Here is a 19299-nt window from a genome sequence, read left to right on the forward strand (position 1 = left end):
AAGAACTCGTCCGACACCCGCTCCAGGATCGGGACGTAGATGGCTGAATTCCACTGCGGGCTGGCATGGGCCGGCCGGGCGCCTTCGGTCACCAGGTTGTTGGTCAGGAAGTTCGCCTTGTAGTTCACCTGCCAGCTGCGCCGGGCCGTGGCGTAGTTGACGGTTTGGTCTCCCGGATTGCCGATCCAGACCATTTTGGTGTCGCCCATGCTGTGGCTGAAGCGATGCGCATCGAAATGATAGATGTACGAGGACTGGGACTGGATCAGGGTGCTGGAGACGGCCAGCGGGGACAGCTGCTCCATGGTCTGCTCCACAATCTGCCGCCAGCTGCGCTCGTCCTTGTGCACAATGCGCTCCCCCAGCTCGTAGCCGCCGCGGACAAAGCTGGGTACGCGGTAGCCGGCCTCATACAGGAACACCACGCCCTCGAACATGGTCTTATCCAGCACGTCGAAACGGCTGTACGGGGACGAGTCCATCAGGATCAGCTCCACCGGGAAGCCTTTGGCACGCAGCCGGGCAGTCATCTCCACGGCGACCATGCCGCCGAAGCTGTGCCCGTAGAAATACAGCCGCTTCAAGTCGTTGTCCTGAATGTGCTTCTGCAGCACCTCAGTCAGTTCGGCCAGGTCCAAACCGCGGTTTGAGTATCCCGCCACCGCCAGCCGCCCGCGCTTCACCATGCCGCTGCGCAGCGAGTTCAGGATCCACAGTCCCTCTTCCCAGCTGGTCTTGTACCCGGGGAAGACCACCCAGCTGCTGCGCGGAAAGCGCAGGTCGGCGCGTTCATCGGCCAGCGTGAGGATCTGCGGTTCATTACGCTGCTCCTGGATGGCGCGGGTGGCCACCAGGTCCGCGGCTGTCCCTACGCCGAAGGCAGCGCCGATAAGGAACGAACGGCGCGAGACCTGGTGCAGACCGCTGGCCAGACGCAGCTGACGGAAGGCATGGTTCCTGCGCACGTCCATAGCTGTAGTTGTATGCCCGCCGGGCGTCTAGTCCAGGCCCAGTTCGTCCTTGCCGAACGCGAAGAGATACGGCACGCCTGCTTCAGCCTCGATGCGCTCCTTCGCGCCGGTGTCGCGGTCCACGATGACGGCGACCGCCGCGACCTTCCCACCGGCATCACGGACGCCTTCCACCGCAGTCAGCGCGGACCCGCCGGTAGTGGAGGTATCTTCCAGCACGACGACGGAGCGATCCTTAACCTCCGGGCCCTCCACCTGGCGGCCCATGCCGTAGGACTTCTGCGCCTTGCGCACCACAAAGGCATCGACGGCGCGGCCTGCGTCGGCGGCGGCGTGCATCAGAGCTGTTCCCACCGGATCGGCACCCATGGTGAGACCGCCGGCGGCCTGGAACCCGATGCCGGCCTCGTCGAGCATCGCCAGCATGACTCTGCCCACCAGACGGGATGCTTCATGGTGCAGGGTGACCCGGCGCAAGTCGATGTAGTAGTCGGCTTCGGCGCCGCTGGAGAGGGTGACCCTGCCGCGCACCACGGCCAGTTCTTTGATCAGTTCGAGCAGTCGGGCGCGGTCGGCCGCTGGATCGGCCACGGGAGTCTGGGTCATGGAGCCAAGTCTAGGGGTTGCCCCGGCTCCCTCGGGATTCGGGACGGCCAGACTGGGGCCCGCCGGGTGCCGGCCTGGGTTGCCCCGGGCCCCTCGGGATTCGGGTTGGCCCGACGGGCCGAGCCGGGTGGCCGGCATGGCTGGCCTGACCGGCCAGGGCAGCTTCTCACCCCTTCCGCTCCTGTGCGAGCCAGCGGTGGCGAGTCGGGCTGCAGGCTGGAATAATCTGGCCACCGGTAGGGAGGTTTACGGAAATGGCCACCTTTGTACTGATCCACGGCGCTGGCGACGTCGGCTGGTACTGGCACCTCGTGAAGGCCGAACTGTTGGCGCGCGGGCATGACGTGGTCGCCCCCGACCTACCGTGCGAGGACGAGACCAAGGGCCTGGAAGAGACAGCCGACGCGGTCGTTGAGGAGATCGGGGACCGGCGGGACTTGGTGATTGTCGGCCAGTCGTTTGGCGGTTTCACCGCGCCCCTGGTCGCCGCCCGGCTTCCAGTCAAGCTGCTGGTCTACCTCGCCGGCATGATTCCAGCACCCGGTGAACGGCCTGCTGACTGGTGGGCCAACACGGGCTACGCCAAGGCGGCCCGGGAGCAGGCAGCCAGGGACGGCGGGCTGACCGGCAACGACGATCCGTTCGTCAGCTTCTACAACGGTGTCCCGCGCGGGCTGGCCGAGCAGGCCCTGAGCTATGAACGCGGCCAGTCCTATGCCTCGCAGGCCGTGAGGTGGCCGCTGGAGGCCCACCCCGATGTGCCGACGAAGTTCATCCTGTGCCGGGACGACCACTTATTTCCCGCCGATTTCTTCCGCCGGCTGGCTCCGCAGCGGCTGGGCATCGTCCCGGATGAGATTCCCGGCTGCCACTGCGTCGCGCTCAGCAACCCGAAGGAGCTGACCGACCAGCTGGAGGGTTACCTCAGCACCGGAGGCTAAAGTCCCCGGACCAGCAGGTTCGGGTGCAGCTGCTCCCAGCCCTCGGCCAGCTCTTGGCTTGAGTCGTATGTGTCCGGGATGAGTTTGGCCCATAGGCCGGAGGTGCCCAGCTCAACTGGTCCCTGGCCGGTGGTGCCGCAGCCGCTTGACGCCGCGGGAGCCTGCAGATCCTCAATGATCACACACACGTCGTGCTCCGCCGGATTGTCCGGCGCTGCCGCAAAGAAGGCATAGTGGCCCTCCTCCGCCAACAGCCGGACGCTCTCTGGCGCTACGCGCAGGACTTCCACCCCGCTCGTCAGCCTGTCATCCGGGCCGGCCGGGGCCTCCAGTGCGCCAACTCCGGATTTCGGTCCTGTGCAGCCGGCCAGCGCCAACAGGACGACGGCACCTGCCGCCACCGTGGTCAATGTGCGCATGGTTCCCCCTTGATGCGTGTTTGTCCCACGCTAGCCGCGAAGGTGCGGGCATGACTGACTCGCAGCGTTACGAAGCGATAACTTCGCGGTCAGGCCGATGCGGCGGCTTCGATTGCTTCGGGCGAGAGCACGTGCCCGATGGCCAGCGACACCGCACCCAGCACGCCCGCGCGCTGCCCGGCCACGGAAGGAGCAATCCGCAGGTGCTCGGTTGCCAGCGGCAGCGAGCGCCGGTAGACCACTTCCCGGATGCCCGCCAGCAGATGCTCGCCGGCCTGGGCCAGCCGACCGCCCACGACGATCACGGATGGGTTGATCAGGTTCACGCAGGTGGCCAGCACATCGCCGATGTCCCGGCCGGCCTGGCGCACGGCCTGGATCGCCTGCGGGTCGCCGGACCGGACCAGATCGATCACGTCCTGGCTGGTTTCGGCAACCTTCCCGGCGGCCGAAAGCACGGCCGCCAGCGCGGGCCCGCCGGCCAGTGCCTCAAGGCAGCCGGTGTTCCCGCAGCGGCACACCACGTCGTCGCCGCGCGGAACGCGCACATGCCCCAGGTCCCCGGCGGTTCCCTGCGCGCCGCGCTGCAACCGGCCCGAGGAAATGATGCCGGCACCGATGCCTGTAGCTACCTTGATCAGCATCAGGTCGCTGGTGTCCGGCCACGCCATGGCCTGTTCGCCGAGGGCCATGATGTTGACGTCGTTGTCCACCAGCACCGGCACGTCGAAGCTCTGCTGCACCAGTGCTGGAACGTCCACGCGGTCCCAGCCGGGCATGATCGGCGGGTTGATCGGCCGCCCGGTGTCATGCTCCACCGGCCCGGGCAGCCCAATGCCAATGGCACCCAGGTCATCCGCACTTCGGCCGGCTTCCTTGAGCAGCCGCGCCACGGCGTCGGACAACCAGCCCAGCACGGTGTCCGGACCGCTGGCAATGCTCAACTCTGAGCGTTCCTCGGCGAGCACGCCGCCGGACAAATCGGCCACTACAACCAGGGCGTGGGTAGCGCCGAGGTCAGCTCCCACCACCAGCCGCGCGGCCGGATTGAGCGCAAACAGCGACGGCGGCCTTCCGCCCGTGGAGGTCGCTCCCCCGATCGGAGCAATCAGCCCCAGCCGCATCAGCGCATCCACACGGGCGGTCACGGTCGACCTCGCCAGCCCGGTCAGCTGGGCCAGTTCGGCCCGGGTGCGCGGCTGGCCGTCCCGCAGCAACTGGAACACCTCGCTGGCACCGGCGGCCGGTTGGGCGGCTGGGCGTTGCGGCGGGGCGACGTCGGACTTCAGCACACCATCAGTACAGCACGCCGCACTTCTGTTTGTCTCTAGCGAAGCTAAGAAGCGCACCTCGGGCAACTTTTGTTTGACTATCGACAAAACTATGTGATCCGTGCCACAGTTGGGGGCGTGGAAGGCATTGGCGGCAACCAAGTGGCCGACGGCGGCACTCGGCGGGGTGAGCCCGTGCTTGAAGTGCGCGGGCTGACCAAGAGTTTCTTCGGCAACCCGGTGCTGCAGGACGCATCGCTGACGCTGCATCCGGGCGAGGTGCATGGCGTCGTTGGGGAGAACGGCGCCGGGAAGTCCACCCTGATGAAGATCCTGGCCGGGGTGTACCAGCGCGATTCCGGAACGGTGCTGCTGGGCGGCAACAGCGTCCAGTTCAGCCATCCCACGCAGGCCCATGAAGCCGGATTATCCACGGTTTTCCAGGAATTCAACCTGCTGCCGGACCGCACTGTGGCCGAAAACATCTACCTTGGCCGTGAGCCCCGCAAAGGCCTGCTGGTCAACCGAACCAAGATGAACGCTGCCACCGCGGAGCTGCTGGAGTCCCTGGGCATCGGCTCCATCCGGCCGACGGCGCAGGTTCGGTCGCTGTCCGTGGCCGAGCAGCAGATCGTGGAGATCGCCAAGGCCGTCAGCTACGAGGCCAGAATCATCTCCATGGACGAGCCGACGGCCGCGCTGGCCGGGCCTGAAGTGGCCTTGTTGTATGACATCGTGCGAAGGCTCGCCGAACGCGGCACCGGCATCCTCTACGTCTCGCACCGGCTGCGCGAAATCTTCGACCTTTGCCAGACCATCACGGTACTCAAGGACGGCCGGGTTGTGGATACCAAACCTGCCGCCGAGCTCGACGATGCGTCGCTGGTGCGGATGATGGTGGGCCGCCCGATTTCTGCCTTCTTCCCGGACAAGCTTCCGCCCGAACCGGCAGCCGACAGTCCGGCCGCGGAGAACCCGGCAGCGAACGCCGCGCTGCTGGAACTGGCCGATGCCGGCAACGACCAACTGGACGGCATCGGCCTGCGCCTGATGCCGGGCGAGATCGTCGGCATCGCAGGCCTGCAGGGGTCCGGACGCACGGAGTTGCTGCAGGCGATCTTCGGCGCAGCCCCCTTCAACCGCGGCAGCATGCAGTTGGACGGCCGTCCGGTCCGTCCGCGTTCTCCTCGCCAGGCAGTGCGGCACGGCATCGCACTGATCACCGAGGACCGCAAAGCGCAGGGGCTGAGCCTGAACCAGTCCCTGCTGGACAACGCCCTGGGCGTGGTCCGCGCCGTGTTCCCCCAGCGCACCCCCACCGTGCGCCGCGCGGTCGCCGGGTCCTTCAGCGTTTTGGAAGTCGTTGCCCGGGACCTGGACCAAGAGGTGCAGTATCTCTCCGGCGGAAACCAGCAGAAGATCGTGCTGGCCAAGTGGCTGGCCGTCTCTCCGCGCCTGGTGCTGCTGGACGAACCGACCCGGGGCATCGACGTCGGCGCCAAAGTGGCGGTGTACCGGCTGATGCGCCAACTGGCGGCCGAGGGGAAGGGCGTACTGATGGTTTCCAGCGAATTGCCGGAGGTGATCGGAATGTCGGACCGGATCCTGGTGATGCGCGATGGGCAGATTGCCGGCGAACTGTTGGCCGGGGCCACCGAAGAGGAAATCCTCCGGCTGGCCACCGGCGCGCGGGTACCCGGCGCGGCCTCCGATGCCCCACCGCTGGCTACGGATAACGACGGCGAGGCCCAGCCCGTGAACGACGGCGGAGCGCGCCTCGCAGACGCAGGGCACGACGGCGGCGCGCAGCCAGCGAAAGACGGCGGCAGCGCGGGAGGGGCACGATGACGACCGCGCGTTCCGCGGCCCGAACTCGTCGGACACGGCCGAGCGGCGGATTTTTTGCGCGGCTGACGTCCACCCAGATCGTCTATCTGGTGGCGCTGCTGACCCTGGTGGTCGGCAGCATCCTGGTGGCCACCGCCGGCCGGAACTTCTTCAGCCCCGGCAATATCTCCGCCATCCTGACCGGCACCAGCGTGCTGGGCTTCATCGCCATCGGCCAGACTCTGGTGATCCTGGTCGGCAGCCTGGACCTGTCGGTGCCCTACGTGACCAGCCTGGCCAGCCTGATCGGCGCGGGTGTGATGGCCAACCGGGGCGAGAACGTGCTGCCCGCCGTGTTGCTGGCGCTGGCAGTTTCGGCTGTGATCGGCCTGGCCAACGGACTGATCGTGTCGGGCCTCAAGGTGCACGGCTTCATCGCAACCCTGGGCATGGGACTGGTGATCAGCGGCTACCTGGCCACCAACTACAAGGGCAGTTTCGGCCAGACTCCGTTCTCTTTCCGGCTGATCGGCGCCACCGGATTGGGGCCGGTGCCGATCTCCACCCTGATCATGCTCGCCTGCGGCGCGTTGGTGCTGCTGATGCTGCACCGCACCCGCATGGGCCATCACATCTACGCCGTGGGCGGGGACAGCAACGTGGCGCGGATGTCCGGCATTCGGGTCCAAGGCGCAGTGATCACCGCCCACGTCATTTGTTCCACCCTCGCCGGCATGGCGGGGTTGTTGCTGGCCAGCCGGCTGGGCGTCGGCAGCCCCACCGTCGGCTCGCAGGGCGGGTACGACCTGCTCTCGATCGCAGCCGTCGTGCTGGGCGGAACGCTGCTGGCCGGCGGCAAGGGCTCGGTCACGGGCACGCTCGGCGGCGTCCTCATCTTCGCCATGCTGGACAACATCATGTCCGTGCTGCAAGTGAACCCGTTCCTGAAGGACGTGGTCCGCGGCGTGGTGATCGTGGTCGCCGTCGCCGTCTATGCCCGCCGCACGATCGTCGCGCGGCCCCCGCGCTACGGGCACGGCGGACACCAGCAGGAGGTGCAGGCATGAGCAAAGTCCTGGACCCGGCAACGGGCGGCAGGGTTCTGGAGCAGAACCGGGCCGGACGCGGCCAACGCTTCCTGCGCAGCCTGCGGACCCCGGGCGGCGGCATCTTCGTGCTCCTGGTCGCGCTGCTGGTAGCCATCATCATCCTGAACCCGTCGTTCGGCGAGCCCGGGTCTTTCATCCGCTTTATTGGACGCACCGCCCCGATTGCCATCGCCGCCATTGGGCAGTACTTCGTGATCGTGTCCGGCGAGTTCGACCTTTCCATGGGGTCGGTCGTAACCATGCAGGTGATCGTGGCCGGCAACCTGATCCGAGACGACGACGCCAAAGTCGTCCCGGTGCTGGTGCTGATGTTCGTACTCGGGGCACTCATCGGGCTGATCAACGGTCTGGTCACCACCTTGCTCAAGGTCCCCAGCTTCATCGTCACACTGGGGATGATGCTGGCGCTGCTGGGCCTGGTGCTGAACTGGACCGGCGGCGCGGCCCAGGGCAACCCGGCTGACAGCTTCCGGCAAATAGGCCGCGGTGGTATCGAGAACGTACCGGTCCTGGAGATCATCCCCTACCCGGTGATCATTCTGACGGCCGTAGCCGTGCTCGCGGTCTGGCTAATGCGCCGGCCCTACGGGCGCACACTCATAGCGGTCGGCGACAACGACGTCGCCGCAGCCCTGACCGGGGCCCGGGTCTGGTGGGTGCGCACGCGGGCCTTCATGCTGTCCTCGCTCGCCGCCACCGTCTCGGGGATATTGCTGGTGGGGTACGCGGGGGTCCATCCGTCCGTGGGGCGAGGCTACGAGTTCACGGCGATCACCGCCGTCGTCCTGGGTGGGGTGGTACTGGGCGGCGGACGCGGCTGGGTGCTCTCCGCCGCAGCCGGCGCCTTCGCCCTGGAGTCGCTGTTCACGCTGCTGAATTTCCTCGGCGTGGCATCCACTTGGCGGCATACCGTCCAGGGCGTCATCATCATCGTCGCCGTGGCTGCCGCCGCGCAGTCCTGGCAACGCAAGCGCCGCGGGGGCTCTGCGGCCGCGCAATCCGAACAACGCACCATCGCGGCACCAGAGCCCGCTGAGGGCACCGACAAGGGAGGGAACTGACATGACGAGGAAACGTCTAAGTACCGCGGTCGCGCTCACAGCGGCTGCCTCGTTAATGGCCATGACGGGCTGCACCACCGACCCGTCGATCACCGAAGGATCCGCCAGTCCCGGCGCTTCCGCTCCGGCACAACCAGCGGAAACCACCGGGGCCTCCACCGACTGGTTTGACCAGGCCGTCTACGACAAGCAGTTCGAACAGCGCACGGCCAAGTTCCAGGGCGATCCCAAGAAGCCGTGGCTCCAGTACATCGACGGCAAGATGACCGACACCAAAAAGTTCGCCGCCAAGGGTGCCAAGAAGGTCTGCTTCGCCAACGCATCAATCTCCAACCCGTGGCGGCAGACCGGCTGGATCACCATGAACCAGCAGCTCAAGGTACTGCAGGACGAGGGCGTGATCTCCCAGATGGAGACCCGCGACGCGCAGGACGATTCGAACACGCAGATTGCCGACATCGACTACTTCATCAGCGAAGGCAAATGCGACGCGTTTGTCATCTCGCCAAACGCCACCGCGGCGCTCACGCCTGCGGTCGAGCGGGCCTGCGAGACGGGCAAGCCGGTGGTGGTGTTCGACCGCGGTGTGGAGACCGACTGCGCCACCACCTTCATCCACCCGATTGGCGGTTTCGCCTGGGGCATCGACACCGCCAACTTCCTCACCGAACGCCTGAAGAAAGGAGACAAGGTGGTGGCGCTTCGCATCCTGCCCGGCGTGGATGTGCTTGAGCAGCGCTGGGCGGCTGCCGAAAAGATCTTCAAGGAGAAGGGCATCGAAGCCACCGACTACTTCACGGGCGCCGATCCGACCGAGATCAAGAAGATCATCTCCGACGAACTCGCCAAGGGCGACGTCCAGGGGGTCTGGATGGACGCCGGCGACGGTGCGGTGGCTGCGATCGAGGCCTTCGAGGACGCCGGCAAGGACTTGCCGGTCATGACGGGAGAAGACGAGCTGAGTTTCCTGCGCAAGTGGAAGGAAACCGGCATCGACGCCCTGGCTCCGGTCTACTCCAACTTCCAGTGGCGCACCCCGCTGCTGGCCGTGCAGAAGATCTTTGCCGGCGAGGAAATCCCGACCGAGTGGGTGCTGCCGCAGGTTCCGATCCCGGCCAGCGAACTCGACGACTGGCTCAAGCGCAACGACGGCATGCCGGACGGGCACTACGCCAAGTTCGGCGGCGAGGACCTGCCGGGCTACCCGGAGGTCTGGCAGAAGCGCCAAATTCCGTAAGAGCAGGCGTGTCCGGCCGGCGCGGTGCCCGGCCGGACAGCCTGTTCCCGCCCGGGCACCTGGGCGGGCGGATCGCGGACGGCAACGGCAGTCGAGGAGGCAGAGCATGGACCGGCCGATCGGGGTCAACACGTGGGTGTGGCAGTCGCCGCTGACCGATGCCGTCCTGCCGCAGCTGCTGGCGAAGATCGCCGGAATGGGCTTTGACGGCGTCGAACTGCCGCTGGAGAAGGTTGGCGACTTCACCGCCGGCACTGCACGGGACGCCCTCGCGGACACCGGCCTGATGCCCTACATCGTGGGCGCCATGGCACCGGGGCGCGAATTGGTCCTGGCCGACCCCGGGGCGGTGCAGGCCACCCAGGACTACCTGGCGGCCTGCATCGACCTGGCGCACGACGTCGGTGCGCCGGCCGTGTGCGGCCCGTTCTACTCAAGCACCGGCCGGGTGTGGCGGATGGCCGCCGGCGACCGCGCCGAAGCGTACCGCCAGTTGCGGGAGAATCTGGCGCCGCTGGCCGCCCAAGCCGAAGCAGCCGGCGTCGTACTGGGAATTGAGCCGCTGAACCGGTACGAGACGTCGCTGGTCAACACCGTGGAACAGGCGCTCGAGGCACTGGGACCGCTGCTCGGCCGCGGCGTGGGGCTGGCGCTGGACAGCTACCACCTGAACATTGAAGAACGGTCCAGCGCCGCTGCCATCCGGGCAGCCGGTGAGCATTTGGTCCATCTGCAGGTCTGCGGCAACGACCGCGGAGCGCCCGGCGGGGACCAGACCGACTGGCCGGCACTGATCAAGGCGCTGGACGACGTGGCCTACACCGGGCCGCTGAACATCGAGAGTTTCACCGCCGACAACGCCGCCATCGCGACGGCTGCCTCGATCTGGCGGCCGCTGGCATCCAGCCAGGACCTGTTGGCAGAGGACGGGTTGGCGTTTTTGCGGAGCCTCTAGCCGCCGCGGCGGCCGGCGACCGTACCTTTCGGAAACTGCCGCCGCACCTCCGCCGCACCACCGACCGACGAGCACGAAGGAGAAGACGATGGCCGCCAATCCGAACGGGCCGCCGCTGGGCGTGGCGGTGCTGGGGCACGCCTTTATGGGCAGGGCGCACTCCAATGCCTGGCGCAACGTGTCCGCCTTCTATCCCGCGGGGCCTCCGGTGGCCAGACGCGTCCTGGTGGGCCGGAATGCTGACGCCGTGGCCGCCGATGCCGCCCGGTACGGCTGGGCGGAAAGTTCCACTGATTGGCGTGCGGTCCTTGAGCGCGACGATGTGCACATCGTGGATATCTGCACGCCGGGGCATCTGCATGCCGACGTGGCTGTTGCCGCCCTGGAGGCCGGCAAACACGTCATCGTGGAGAAGCCGCTGGCCAATTCGGTGGCGGAGGCCGAGCGCATGGCGGCCGCCGCACGTGCCGCCGGGTCGGCCGGGGTGCACGCGATGGTCGGCTTCAACTACCGGCGGGTGCCGGCGCTGGCCCTGGCGCGGCAGTTGATCGCCGAAGGCCGGATCGGCGCCGTGCGGCAGGTCCGGATTGCGTACCTGCAGGACTGGCTGGCGAACGATTCCGCCCCGATGTCCTGGCGGCTGCGCCGGGAGACCGCCGGTTCCGGGGCGCTGGGCGACCTGGCCTCGCACGCGGTGGACCAGCTCCATTTCCTCCTCGGCGCCCAGGTCACCTCGGTTTCCGCGACGCTCAACACCTTCGTGGACACCCGGCAGGGCCCGGACGGGCCCGAACCGGTGACGGTTGACGATGCCGCGTGGGCCACGCTGCGGCTGGATTCCGGGGCTGTGGCCAGTCTGGAGGTCAGCCGGATGGCGGCGGGCCGGAAGAACGCGTTGCGGATCGAAGTCTACGGTTCGGCCGGCCATCTGGGCTTCGACCTGGAGCGGCTGAATGAGCTCTACTATTACGACGCCGGTGCCCCGCCCGGGCTGGCGGGCGCGGCACGGATCCTGGTCACCGAACAGGAGCACCCGTACCTGCACGCCTGGTGGCCGCCGGGCCACGTGCTCGGCTGGGACCACACGTTCACCAGCCAGGCCGCCGATTTCCTGGCCGCGGTGGTTGCCGGCCCGCCGCCCAGCCCAAGCTTCGACGACGGCCTGGCGGTGCAAAAGGTGCTGGACGCCATGGTGCGCAGCGCCGAGCAGGAGGGCGCCGCCGTCGTCCTGGCCGGATCCGACACGCACGCCGACTACGCAGGAGCTACCGATGGGACGTAATTTCACTTTGTTCACCGGCCAGTGGGCAGACCTGCCGTTCGAGAAGGTGGCGGAACTGGCCGCCGGCTGGGGCTACGACGGCCTTGAGATCGCCGTGTCGGGAGATCATCTGGACGCGTGGCGGTGGGACGACGACGACTACATCGCCGACCGGCTGGGCATTTTGGAACGGTACGGGCTGCAGGTGTGGGCGATCTCCAACCACCTGAAGGGCCAGGCGGTGTGCGACGATCCGATCGACTTCCGTCACCAGTCGATCGTCGGCGAGCGCGTCTGGGGCGACGGGGATCCGGAGGGCGTGCGGACGCGGGCCGCCGAGGAAATGCAGCACACCGCGCGGCTGGCCCAGCGGCTCGGGGTGAAGACGGTGGTGGGGTTCACCGGCTCCTCGATCTGGCAGTACGTGGCGATGTTCCCGCCGGTGCCGGGCGAGGTGATCGACGCCGGCTACCGCGACTTTGCCGACCGGTGGAACCCGATCCTGGACGTGTTCGACGAATGCGGCGTCCGGTTCGCGCACGAGATCCACCCGTCCGAGATCGCCTACGACTACTGGTCCACCGTCCGGGCGCTGGAGGCCGTAGGGAACCGCGAGGCCTTCGGCATCAACTGGGACCCCAGCCACATGATGTGGCAGGACATCGACCCGGTCTCACTGATCTGGGACTTCAAGGACCGGATCTACCACGTGGACTGCAAGGACACTAAGCTGCGGATCACCGGCCGCAACACCCGGCTGGGTTCGCACCTGCCGTGGGGCGATCCGCGGCGGGGCTGGGACTTTGTCTCCACCGGGCGCGGCGACGTGCCGTGGGAGGCCAGCTTCCGGGCGCTGGCGGCAATCGGCTACGACGGGCCGATCTCGGTGGAGTGGGAGGACGCCGGGATGGAACGGCTGCAGGGGGCTCCGGAGGCGCTGGAGTTCCTGAAGCGGTTCGACTTCGATCCCCCGGAGGTCTCCTTCGACGCCGCGTTCAAGCAGTAGGGCGACGGCGGCCCGAGCACGCTAGCTGTCCACGTGCAAGCAGTAGGGGCGGGGACTCCCGAGCACGCTAGCTGTCCACGTTCAACGGGAATTGTCCACGTTTTGGAGACCTCCGCGGCCCTGACCTGCGGCGATGCGGAGCGGCCGCTCAAAACATGGACAAACCGGGTCCTAAGGGCTTGGTCGCGGGGCTCACGCGCTCGGCCGCGTGCCTGCTGCCCAAGGTCCCTACAGCCGGCAAGGGTCCTTTAGTAGGCTGTGGTCATGCGCGAACTCCAGGCCACGATCATTGACGAACTGGGCGTCCAGCCCTCCATCGACCCGACGCAGGAAGTCGCACGCCGCGTCGGATTCCTGAAGGACTACCTCAAGGCCTCCGGCACCAAAGGCTTTGTGCTCGGCATCAGCGGCGGCATCGACTCCAGCCTCGCCGGGAAGCTGGCACAACTGGCGGTCGACGAGCTCGAAGCCGAAGGCGTTGAGGCCGACTTCGTCGCAGTGCGCCTGCCCTATGGCGCCCAGCACGACGAAGCCGATGCCCAGGCCGCCATGGATTTCATTCGGCCGAAAACTTCGTGGACGTTCAATATCAAATCGGCCGTCGACGGCTTCCAGTCCGAATTCACGTCGACGACCGGTGAAGTGATCACCGACTTCAACAAGGGCAACATCAAGGCCCGCGCCCGGATGATGGCCCAGTACGCGCTGGCCGGGCAGCACAACTATCTGGTGCTGGGCACGGACCACGGCGCGGAGTCCATCACCGGCTTCTTTACCAAGTTCGGCGACGGCGCGGCCGACGTGCTGCCGCTGTTCGGCCTGAACAAGCGCCAAAACCGGCAACTCCTGGAGCACCTTGGCGCCAGCAACCAGGTGGCCCACAAAGTACCGACGGCGGACCTGCTGGATGACACGCCAGGCCGCACCGACGAGGACGAGCTGGGGATCAGCTACGACCACATCGACGACTACCTTGAGGGCCGCGAAATTCCCGACGAGGTTGCCGAAAAGCTCGAGCAGCGCTACCTGTTGACCCGCCACAAGCGCACCACCCCGGTCTCCATCCTGGATAAGTGGTGGCGGGGCTAGGGACCCGTCGGACGGGAGTGGGCGGCTAAGCGGGGATCCGGCTGTGGAGCTGGACGAATTCCTCGCGGGCAGCATTCCGGAAGCGGTTGCGCCAGCACAAGCGTCAGCCGACCAGGCCCGGCCAACCAGCTCAAGCGTCAGCCGACCAGGCCCGGCCAACCAGCTCAAGCGTCAGCCGACCAGGCCCTTTGCCCGCCTGACTGCCTTCCGGAATTCATCCTGGTTCTTCTTGCTGATCATGGCCTTGCCACCGGGGCTGGGCGCCTTAATGATTGTGGGCCGGGTGAACGCACCCATGTGCTTCGCCCACTGGGTCTTGGTGAACGTTCCGCACAACACCACGGCTTGGAGCCGCGGGAGCAGCCGCACGACGGACTTGAGTGCCTTGACTCCGGCTATCGTCTGCACCGCCGTCGGCTCGGCGCCGTCGAGGAAAAACGGCACGGTATTCCAGAGGAGAACCCCTTCATGGAGCCCGGCTTCCTGGCGTTCGTTCCAGCACCGCTCGGCCGCCTGGTCGGGGTTGTCCACTGACACGAATCCCGGCCCCTCGGCGCTGACGGTGTTGCTTCCGGGACTGTCGAGCAGGAAAAGCACACGGGCCTCGGTGCCTGCATCCGCCGGGTCGAAATGGGGAACGGGTTCGGTCCGGGTCTGCGCGTAGGCTGCCCGCCATTCTTCAAGCTCCTGGACAGCGGGCTCGGTGGACAACATGGCTTTTCGCCGCTGCCATTCGTTCGGATCTGCGAGGGACTGCGGCTTATCAGCAAACATCTGTCCAACATACCCCTCGCACGGTGGACCCGTTGTGCATCCCCAGCCGCCGGCCGGCGACGACTTCGCGGGGAGCGCAGCCGCCGCCCGTTTGGGTAACGTAGCTGTTGTGAAGATTGCTACCTGGAATGTGAACTCGATCCGTGCCCGCGCCGACCGCGTAGAGTCCTGGCTGCAGCGCTCCGACGTGGATGTCCTGGCCATCCAGGAAACCAAGGCCAAGGATGAGAACTTCCCGTGGGACCTGTTCGAGAAAAACGGCTACGAGGTGGCGCACTTCGGCCTCAACCAGTGGAACGGCGTCGCCATTGCCTCCCGGGTGGGCCTGGACGACGTGGAGCGCACGTTCGCCGGCCAGCCCCACTTCGGCAAGACCGATGACAGCGCAGCCGCCGAAGCCCGGGCCATCGGGGCGACCTGCGGCGGGGTGCGGGTGTGGAGCCTGTATGTGCCCAACGGCCGGGCCGTCAATGACCCGCACATGCCCTACAAGCTGAATTGGCTCAAGGCCCTCAAAGAAGAGGCAGCCAGCTGGATCCAGGCAGACCCGGGGCTTAACGTGGCCCTCATGGGTGACTGGAACATTGCCCCGACCGACGACGATGTCTGGGACATCGAGTGGTTCCGCGCCCAGAACGCCACGCACGTGACCGAGCCTGAACGCGCGGCTTTCCGCGCGTTCGAAGAAGCCGGATTCGTGGACGTGGTCCGCCCGCACACGCCAGGCCCCGGCGTTTACACCTACTGGGATTACACCCAGCTGCGCTTCCCCAAGAAGGAAGGCATGCGGATCGACTTCATCCTGGCTTCGCCGGCCTTGGCCGCCCGGGTCACCGGCGCCATGATCGACCGCGAAGAGCGCAAGGGCAAGGGCGCCTCGGACCACGCGCCGGTCATTGCGGAGCTGGATTGAGATGAAGTTTCCGTTCGTCTCCTACCTGCGGGTCTTCGAACCACTGGACGTGTTCGACGACGACCAGCAGCTGCTCATCATGAGCCAGCGCGGCCGTGGCCGGGACGTGACGGAGGATCTGGACCGCGGTGATTCGCTCCGGCGGATTACACGAACGGTGTCCGACCCTTTCCCGCACTCCAGCGACGACTTGATCCGTGTCCTGCACTATCCGACGACGGACGGAATCACTGCACCGCGGTATTGCCCCAATCAGCTGGCCGTCCGCAGTACCTTGGCGGCCGAATCACTCTCCGGCAGCCTGCGGGATCCGCTGCTGGGACTGCTGGTGCCCGAAGCCGCCCGCGACGCCCAGCAATCACGGCTGGATCCTGACAACTTTGTCGAGTCGCTGGCCAAGCTGCACACGCGCAGCTCCACCTGGGGCATTCCCTTTGGCTGGTTCGTGCTGTTCCGCGAGGACGACCACACCGAAAAGGTGGAGGTCGACCACACGCTGCAGACCGTAAGGCTGGCCGCCCCGGTTCCGCAATGCATCGACCGGGCCCGCTATGCAGCGGCTTCCCTGGCCGTTGCCGCGCCCGGGCTTGACCTGCTGGAAGAACTCACCGAGCTCACCGAGTGGCTCGAGACCTTCACCGCGGACGGAATTGTGGAGCTGGATTACGGCCGCGTGGCCGAGCTGGTGTATCCGGACGAATCACCGTCGGACGTGCACGCCGGCATCGAATCGCTGGCCGACGGCGACATGACCGGCGCCGCGGCCGCCTACCGCCGCCTGGCCGGCCGCTGGATTCGGATCCGCCAGCTGGCCCGCGCGTCCTGACGCCTCCCACCGGGACTTACGACGGCGGCGGGGCGGTGGAGGCCCGGACCACCAGCTCATGGGGCTGGACGCGCGGTGCCTCCAGCCGCGCCTTTCCCTGCAGCTCGTCCAACAGCAGCCGCGCGGCATAGGCCCCCTGCTGGTCCGGCCGCTGCCGGACGGTCGTCAGCGCCAGCGGTTCGGCAAACTCGTGGTCGTCAATTCCCACCACTGAAACATCCTCGGGCACCCGCAGCCCGCGCTCCTGCGCGGCACGCAGCGCACCGAAGGCCATCTCATCCGCGGAGGCAAAGATCGCCGTCGGACGTTCCCCCGGTGTATCCAGCAGCTCGCCGGCGGCCACCCTGCCGCTGGCAACCCGGAAGTCTCCCATGGCCAGCCATTCCGGCCGCACCGGCAGTCCATGCCGGGCCATGGTGCGTTGATAGGCCTCCTCGCGACGGCGCGGCACGTCGAAGTCGATCCCGTACGAACCGCCGCCCTGCAGGTGCGCGATGCGCGTATGGCCCAGCGAAATGAGGTGCTCAACGGCTTCCGTGGCCGCCGCAGTGTCGTCCACGCTCACACTGCGCAGGCCGTCCACGTGGCCGCCCACGATCACATTCGGATACTCCAGCGCCTGCAGCGCCGCCAGTTCATCCGGCGTCAGGTGCATGCACATCACCAGCAGCGCATCGATCCGCTTGTGCAGCATGGACCGGTGGAACACCCGCTCGCGGTTGGCGCCGGTGCCGCCCAGGCTGAAGACGATCAGGTCGTAACCTGCTGCCCGCAGCGTCCGGTCCACGCCCTCCAGCGCCGAGGCGAAGTACCACCGGTCGATCACTGGCAGCAGCACGCCCAACGCCATGGTGCGGCCCGAGGCGAGATGGGCTGCCGACGACGACGGAACGTAACCGAGCGACTCGGCTGTTTCCAGCACACGGTCGCGGGTCACCGAGGAGACCCCGGCCAAGCCGCGGAGCGCACGGGAAACAGTCGCGGTCGAGACGTTGGCGGCCCGGGCGACGTCGTCGATCCCGGTCACGGCGCCCTCACCCCTTGAGGCCGCCAGCCAGCAGCCCGCGGACGAAGTAGCGCTGCAGGCCGAAGAACACGGCCAGCGGCACCACCATGGAGACGAACGCTCCGGCGGTCAGGCGGTGCCACTCGTTGCCGCGGGTACCTGTCAGTTCGGCCAGCCGCTGGGTGATCGGGGCGACGTCGGCGGTCCCGCCCGAGAAGACCAGGGCGACCAGCAGATCGTTCCAGACCCAGAGGAACTGGAAGATGCCGAACGAGGCGATGGCCGGCACGGACAGCGGCAGGATGATCCGCCAGAAGATGGTCGCGTGTCCGGCACCGTCCACCCGCGCAGCCTCGATGACTTCGCCCGGTATCTCGGAAATGAAGTTGTGCAGCAGGAAAATAGCCAGCGGCAGCGCGAAGATGGTGTGCGCGATCCACAGCTGGGCGTAGCTGCCGGCCGGCAACAGCTGGAATTCGCCCACTTTGAGGTTGATGAACAGCGAGAGCAACGGGATCAGCGCCATCTGCAGCGGCACGATCTGCAGCGCGAACACGAAGATGAACAAGGTGTCCTTGCCGCGAAACCTGCCCCAGGCGAAAACATAGGCCGCCATCGAGGCGACCACGAGCGGAATGATGGTTCCCGGGATGACAATCGCCAGCGAGTTGATGAAGTACTGCCCCAGGTTGGAGGCGGACCCGCCCTTGGAAGCCAGCACGTCGGTGTAGTTCTTCGTGGTGAACTGCAGGTCACCCAGGACGTTCCACCAGCCGTTGGCCTGGATGGCGTCTTCCGGCCGCAGGGAGGAGATGAACAGGCCGAAGGTCGGCACGGTCCAGACCACGGCGATGATGATCGCCGCCGCGGTGGCCCCGCGCGAGGTCAGCCGCTGCTTCACCCGCCGGGCGACCGGAATCTGCTGCTCGGTGGCTCTGGCCAGGACTGCGCCGGGAGCAGCGGGAACGGCAGGGGTTGCGCTCATCGGATTTCCCTCTGCTTCTTCAGCTGCCGGGCGTTGTAGATGACGATCGGCAGCACCATCAGGAACAGGATCAGCGCCAGCGCGGCCCCGCGGCCGGGCTCGTTCGCCCGAAATGCCTGGGTGTACATCTCGTTGGCCACCACGGACGTTTCAAAGTTTCCTGCGGTCATGGTCCGCACAATGTCGAAGACCTTCAGCGTGCCGATGGTGATGGTGGTGACCACCACGACGAGTGCCCCGCGGATGGACGGAATGGTGATGGAGCGGAACTGCTGCCAGGCACTGGCTCCGTCCAGCCGTGACGCCTCCACGATTTCGGTGGGGATGCCCTTGATCGCCGCGGAAAGGATCACCATGGCGAAGCCGGTCTGGATCCAGACCATCACGGCAATCAGGAAAAACGTGTTCTCCGGCGCATCGAGCAGGAACTGCTTCGGTTCGGCGCCGGACCACACCAGGAGCTGGTTCAGCAGGCCGATCTGTTCGCGGTCGGCCCCGCGGTAGGTATACATAAACTTCCAGATCACGCCGGCGCCGACCATTGAGATGGCCATCGGCATGAACACCATCGCCTTCAGCACCTTCTCGCCCCGCGCCCGGTCGATGAACACGGCATAGGCGAGGCCAATGCCCGTGGACAGCAGCGGCACCAGGACAACCCAGAGCAAGGTGTTCCGCAGCGTGACCAGCGCTTCGGGTTGGGTGAACATCCACACGAAGTTGTCCACGCCGTTCAGTGCCCCGTTGCGGTCGGTGAACGCCAGGTAGGTGGTTTGGATGGCCGGGTACACCAGCCCAATGCCCAGCAGCACGACGGCGGGAGCCAGGAATCCGGTGATCGTCGCCTTATCCCGGAACGACTTCGGGGCGCGATCCACCAACAGCATGATCACGGCGATGATCGCGGCGAAGACCGCCAGGGCGATCGCCACCTGCACGAACTTTTCGCCAACGTCTTCCATGGCACTTACCTCCTTGGTGCGTGGAAGGGAGGGCAGTGCCCGGCCGTGCGCCTGTGCCAGTCACAAGCGCACGGCCGGGC

19 protein-coding genes are annotated in these 19299 nt (G+C 66.9%); 11 read left to right on the forward strand and 8 right to left on the reverse strand.

Going from position 1 to position 19299, the window contains the following annotated elements; all coding sequences use genetic code 11:
* The coding region (locus AC5RWT_RS24105; protein ID WP_494082381.1) for a thioesterase domain-containing protein at positions 1-971 on the reverse strand (971 nt) is incomplete at its 3' end.
* Between the two features lie 27 nt (positions 972-998).
* Positions 999-1577 carry an orotate phosphoribosyltransferase gene (gene pyrE / locus AC5RWT_RS24110; protein WP_494082382.1) on the reverse strand — a complete coding sequence of 193 codons (579 nt, stop codon included), beginning with the start codon at positions 1575-1577 and terminating at the stop codon, positions 999-1001.
* A gap of 254 nt (positions 1578-1831) precedes the next feature.
* Here pyrE and AC5RWT_RS24115 point away from each other — a divergent pair, with 254 nt between their 5' ends.
* On the forward strand, positions 1832-2518 hold the full coding sequence (locus tag AC5RWT_RS24115) for an alpha/beta fold hydrolase (protein ID WP_494082383.1): 687 nt from the start codon (positions 1832-1834) through the stop codon (positions 2516-2518).
* Here AC5RWT_RS24115 and AC5RWT_RS24120 read toward each other — a convergent pair.
* A complete protein-coding gene (locus AC5RWT_RS24120) occupies positions 2515-2937 on the reverse strand; it encodes a hypothetical protein (protein ID WP_494082384.1) in 423 nt (140 codons plus the stop codon). The two genes, AC5RWT_RS24115 and AC5RWT_RS24120, sit on opposite strands and share 4 nt — an antisense overlap.
* 89 nt (positions 2938-3026) lie before the next feature.
* The gene (locus AC5RWT_RS24125) at positions 3027-4229 is read right to left on the reverse strand and encodes an ROK family transcriptional regulator (RefSeq protein ID WP_494082385.1); all 1203 of its coding nucleotides are present in this window, start codon (positions 4227-4229) and stop codon (positions 3027-3029) included.
* A gap of 117 nt (positions 4230-4346) precedes the next feature.
* Between AC5RWT_RS24125 and AC5RWT_RS24130 the strand changes: the two genes are divergently transcribed.
* The 8 genes from AC5RWT_RS24130 to nadE all read left to right on the forward strand — a co-directional run bounded on the left by AC5RWT_RS24130 (position 4347) and on the right by nadE (position 13753).
* A complete protein-coding gene (locus AC5RWT_RS24130; protein ID WP_494082386.1) occupies positions 4347-6056 on the forward strand; it encodes a sugar ABC transporter ATP-binding protein in 1710 nt (569 codons plus the stop codon).
* Entirely contained in the window at positions 6053-7102 is a 1050-nt protein-coding gene (locus AC5RWT_RS24135; RefSeq protein ID WP_494082387.1) for an ABC transporter permease, read from the forward strand. Before AC5RWT_RS24130 ends, AC5RWT_RS24135 begins: the two co-directional genes overlap by 4 nt.
* Complete coding sequence (locus AC5RWT_RS24140) at positions 7099-8205, forward strand: ABC transporter permease (RefSeq protein WP_494082388.1); 1107 nt, start codon at positions 7099-7101, stop codon at positions 8203-8205. The genes AC5RWT_RS24135 and AC5RWT_RS24140 overlap by 4 nt, the downstream gene beginning before the upstream one ends.
* Position 8206: 1 nt before the next feature.
* Positions 8207-9442, forward strand: a complete 1236-nt coding sequence (locus tag AC5RWT_RS24145) for a substrate-binding domain-containing protein (RefSeq protein ID WP_494082389.1) — start codon at positions 8207-8209, stop codon at positions 9440-9442.
* Positions 9443-9548: 106 nt separating this feature from the next.
* A complete protein-coding gene (locus tag AC5RWT_RS24150) occupies positions 9549-10397 on the forward strand; it encodes a sugar phosphate isomerase/epimerase family protein (RefSeq protein WP_494082390.1) in 849 nt (282 codons plus the stop codon).
* Between the two features lie 88 nt (positions 10398-10485).
* Positions 10486-11679: a Gfo/Idh/MocA family protein gene (locus AC5RWT_RS24155; protein WP_494082391.1), complete on the forward strand. Its 1194-nt coding sequence runs from the start codon at positions 10486-10488 to the stop codon at positions 11677-11679.
* On the forward strand, positions 11669-12664 hold the full coding sequence (locus tag AC5RWT_RS24160) for a sugar phosphate isomerase/epimerase family protein (protein WP_494082392.1): 996 nt from the start codon (positions 11669-11671) through the stop codon (positions 12662-12664). The genes AC5RWT_RS24155 and AC5RWT_RS24160 overlap by 11 nt, the downstream gene beginning before the upstream one ends.
* A gap of 264 nt (positions 12665-12928) precedes the next feature.
* On the forward strand, positions 12929-13753 hold the full coding sequence (gene nadE / locus AC5RWT_RS24165) for an NAD(+) synthase (protein WP_494082393.1): 825 nt from the start codon (positions 12929-12931) through the stop codon (positions 13751-13753).
* A 171-nt stretch (positions 13754-13924) separates the two neighbouring features.
* Here the strand turns inward: nadE and AC5RWT_RS24170 are convergent, their stop codons facing one another.
* Positions 13925-14527 carry a uracil-DNA glycosylase family protein gene (locus AC5RWT_RS24170; RefSeq protein ID WP_494082394.1) on the reverse strand — a complete coding sequence of 201 codons (603 nt, stop codon included), beginning with the start codon at positions 14525-14527 and terminating at the stop codon, positions 13925-13927.
* A gap of 109 nt (positions 14528-14636) precedes the next feature.
* Here AC5RWT_RS24170 and AC5RWT_RS24175 point away from each other — a divergent pair, with 109 nt between their 5' ends.
* A complete protein-coding gene (locus AC5RWT_RS24175; protein ID WP_494082395.1) occupies positions 14637-15440 on the forward strand; it encodes an exodeoxyribonuclease III in 804 nt (267 codons plus the stop codon).
* Between the two features lies 1 nt (position 15441).
* On the forward strand, positions 15442-16266 hold the full coding sequence (locus AC5RWT_RS24180; RefSeq protein ID WP_494082396.1) for a DUF8083 family protein: 825 nt from the start codon (positions 15442-15444) through the stop codon (positions 16264-16266).
* Positions 16267-16282: 16 nt separating this feature from the next.
* On the opposite strand, the gene AC5RWT_RS24185 is transcribed toward AC5RWT_RS24180, so the two are convergent.
* Genes AC5RWT_RS24185 through AC5RWT_RS24195 form a run of 3 tightly spaced genes read right to left on the reverse strand, consistent with a single transcriptional unit; the run spans position 16283 to position 19219 of the window.
* On the reverse strand, positions 16283-17293 hold the full coding sequence (locus tag AC5RWT_RS24185) for a LacI family DNA-binding transcriptional regulator (protein ID WP_494082397.1): 1011 nt from the start codon (positions 17291-17293) through the stop codon (positions 16283-16285).
* Positions 17294-17300: 7 nt separating this feature from the next.
* On the reverse strand, positions 17301-18257 hold the full coding sequence (locus AC5RWT_RS24190) for a carbohydrate ABC transporter permease (RefSeq protein WP_494082398.1): 957 nt from the start codon (positions 18255-18257) through the stop codon (positions 17301-17303).
* Positions 18254-19219, reverse strand: coding sequence for a carbohydrate ABC transporter permease (locus AC5RWT_RS24195; protein WP_494082399.1), 966 nt, complete (start codon positions 19217-19219; stop codon positions 18254-18256). The genes AC5RWT_RS24190 and AC5RWT_RS24195 overlap by 4 nt, the downstream gene beginning before the upstream one ends.
* Between the last annotated feature and the right edge of the window lie 80 nt (positions 19220-19299).

The sequence above is a fragment of the Arthrobacter sp. Dra40 genome (assembly GCF_059091905.1).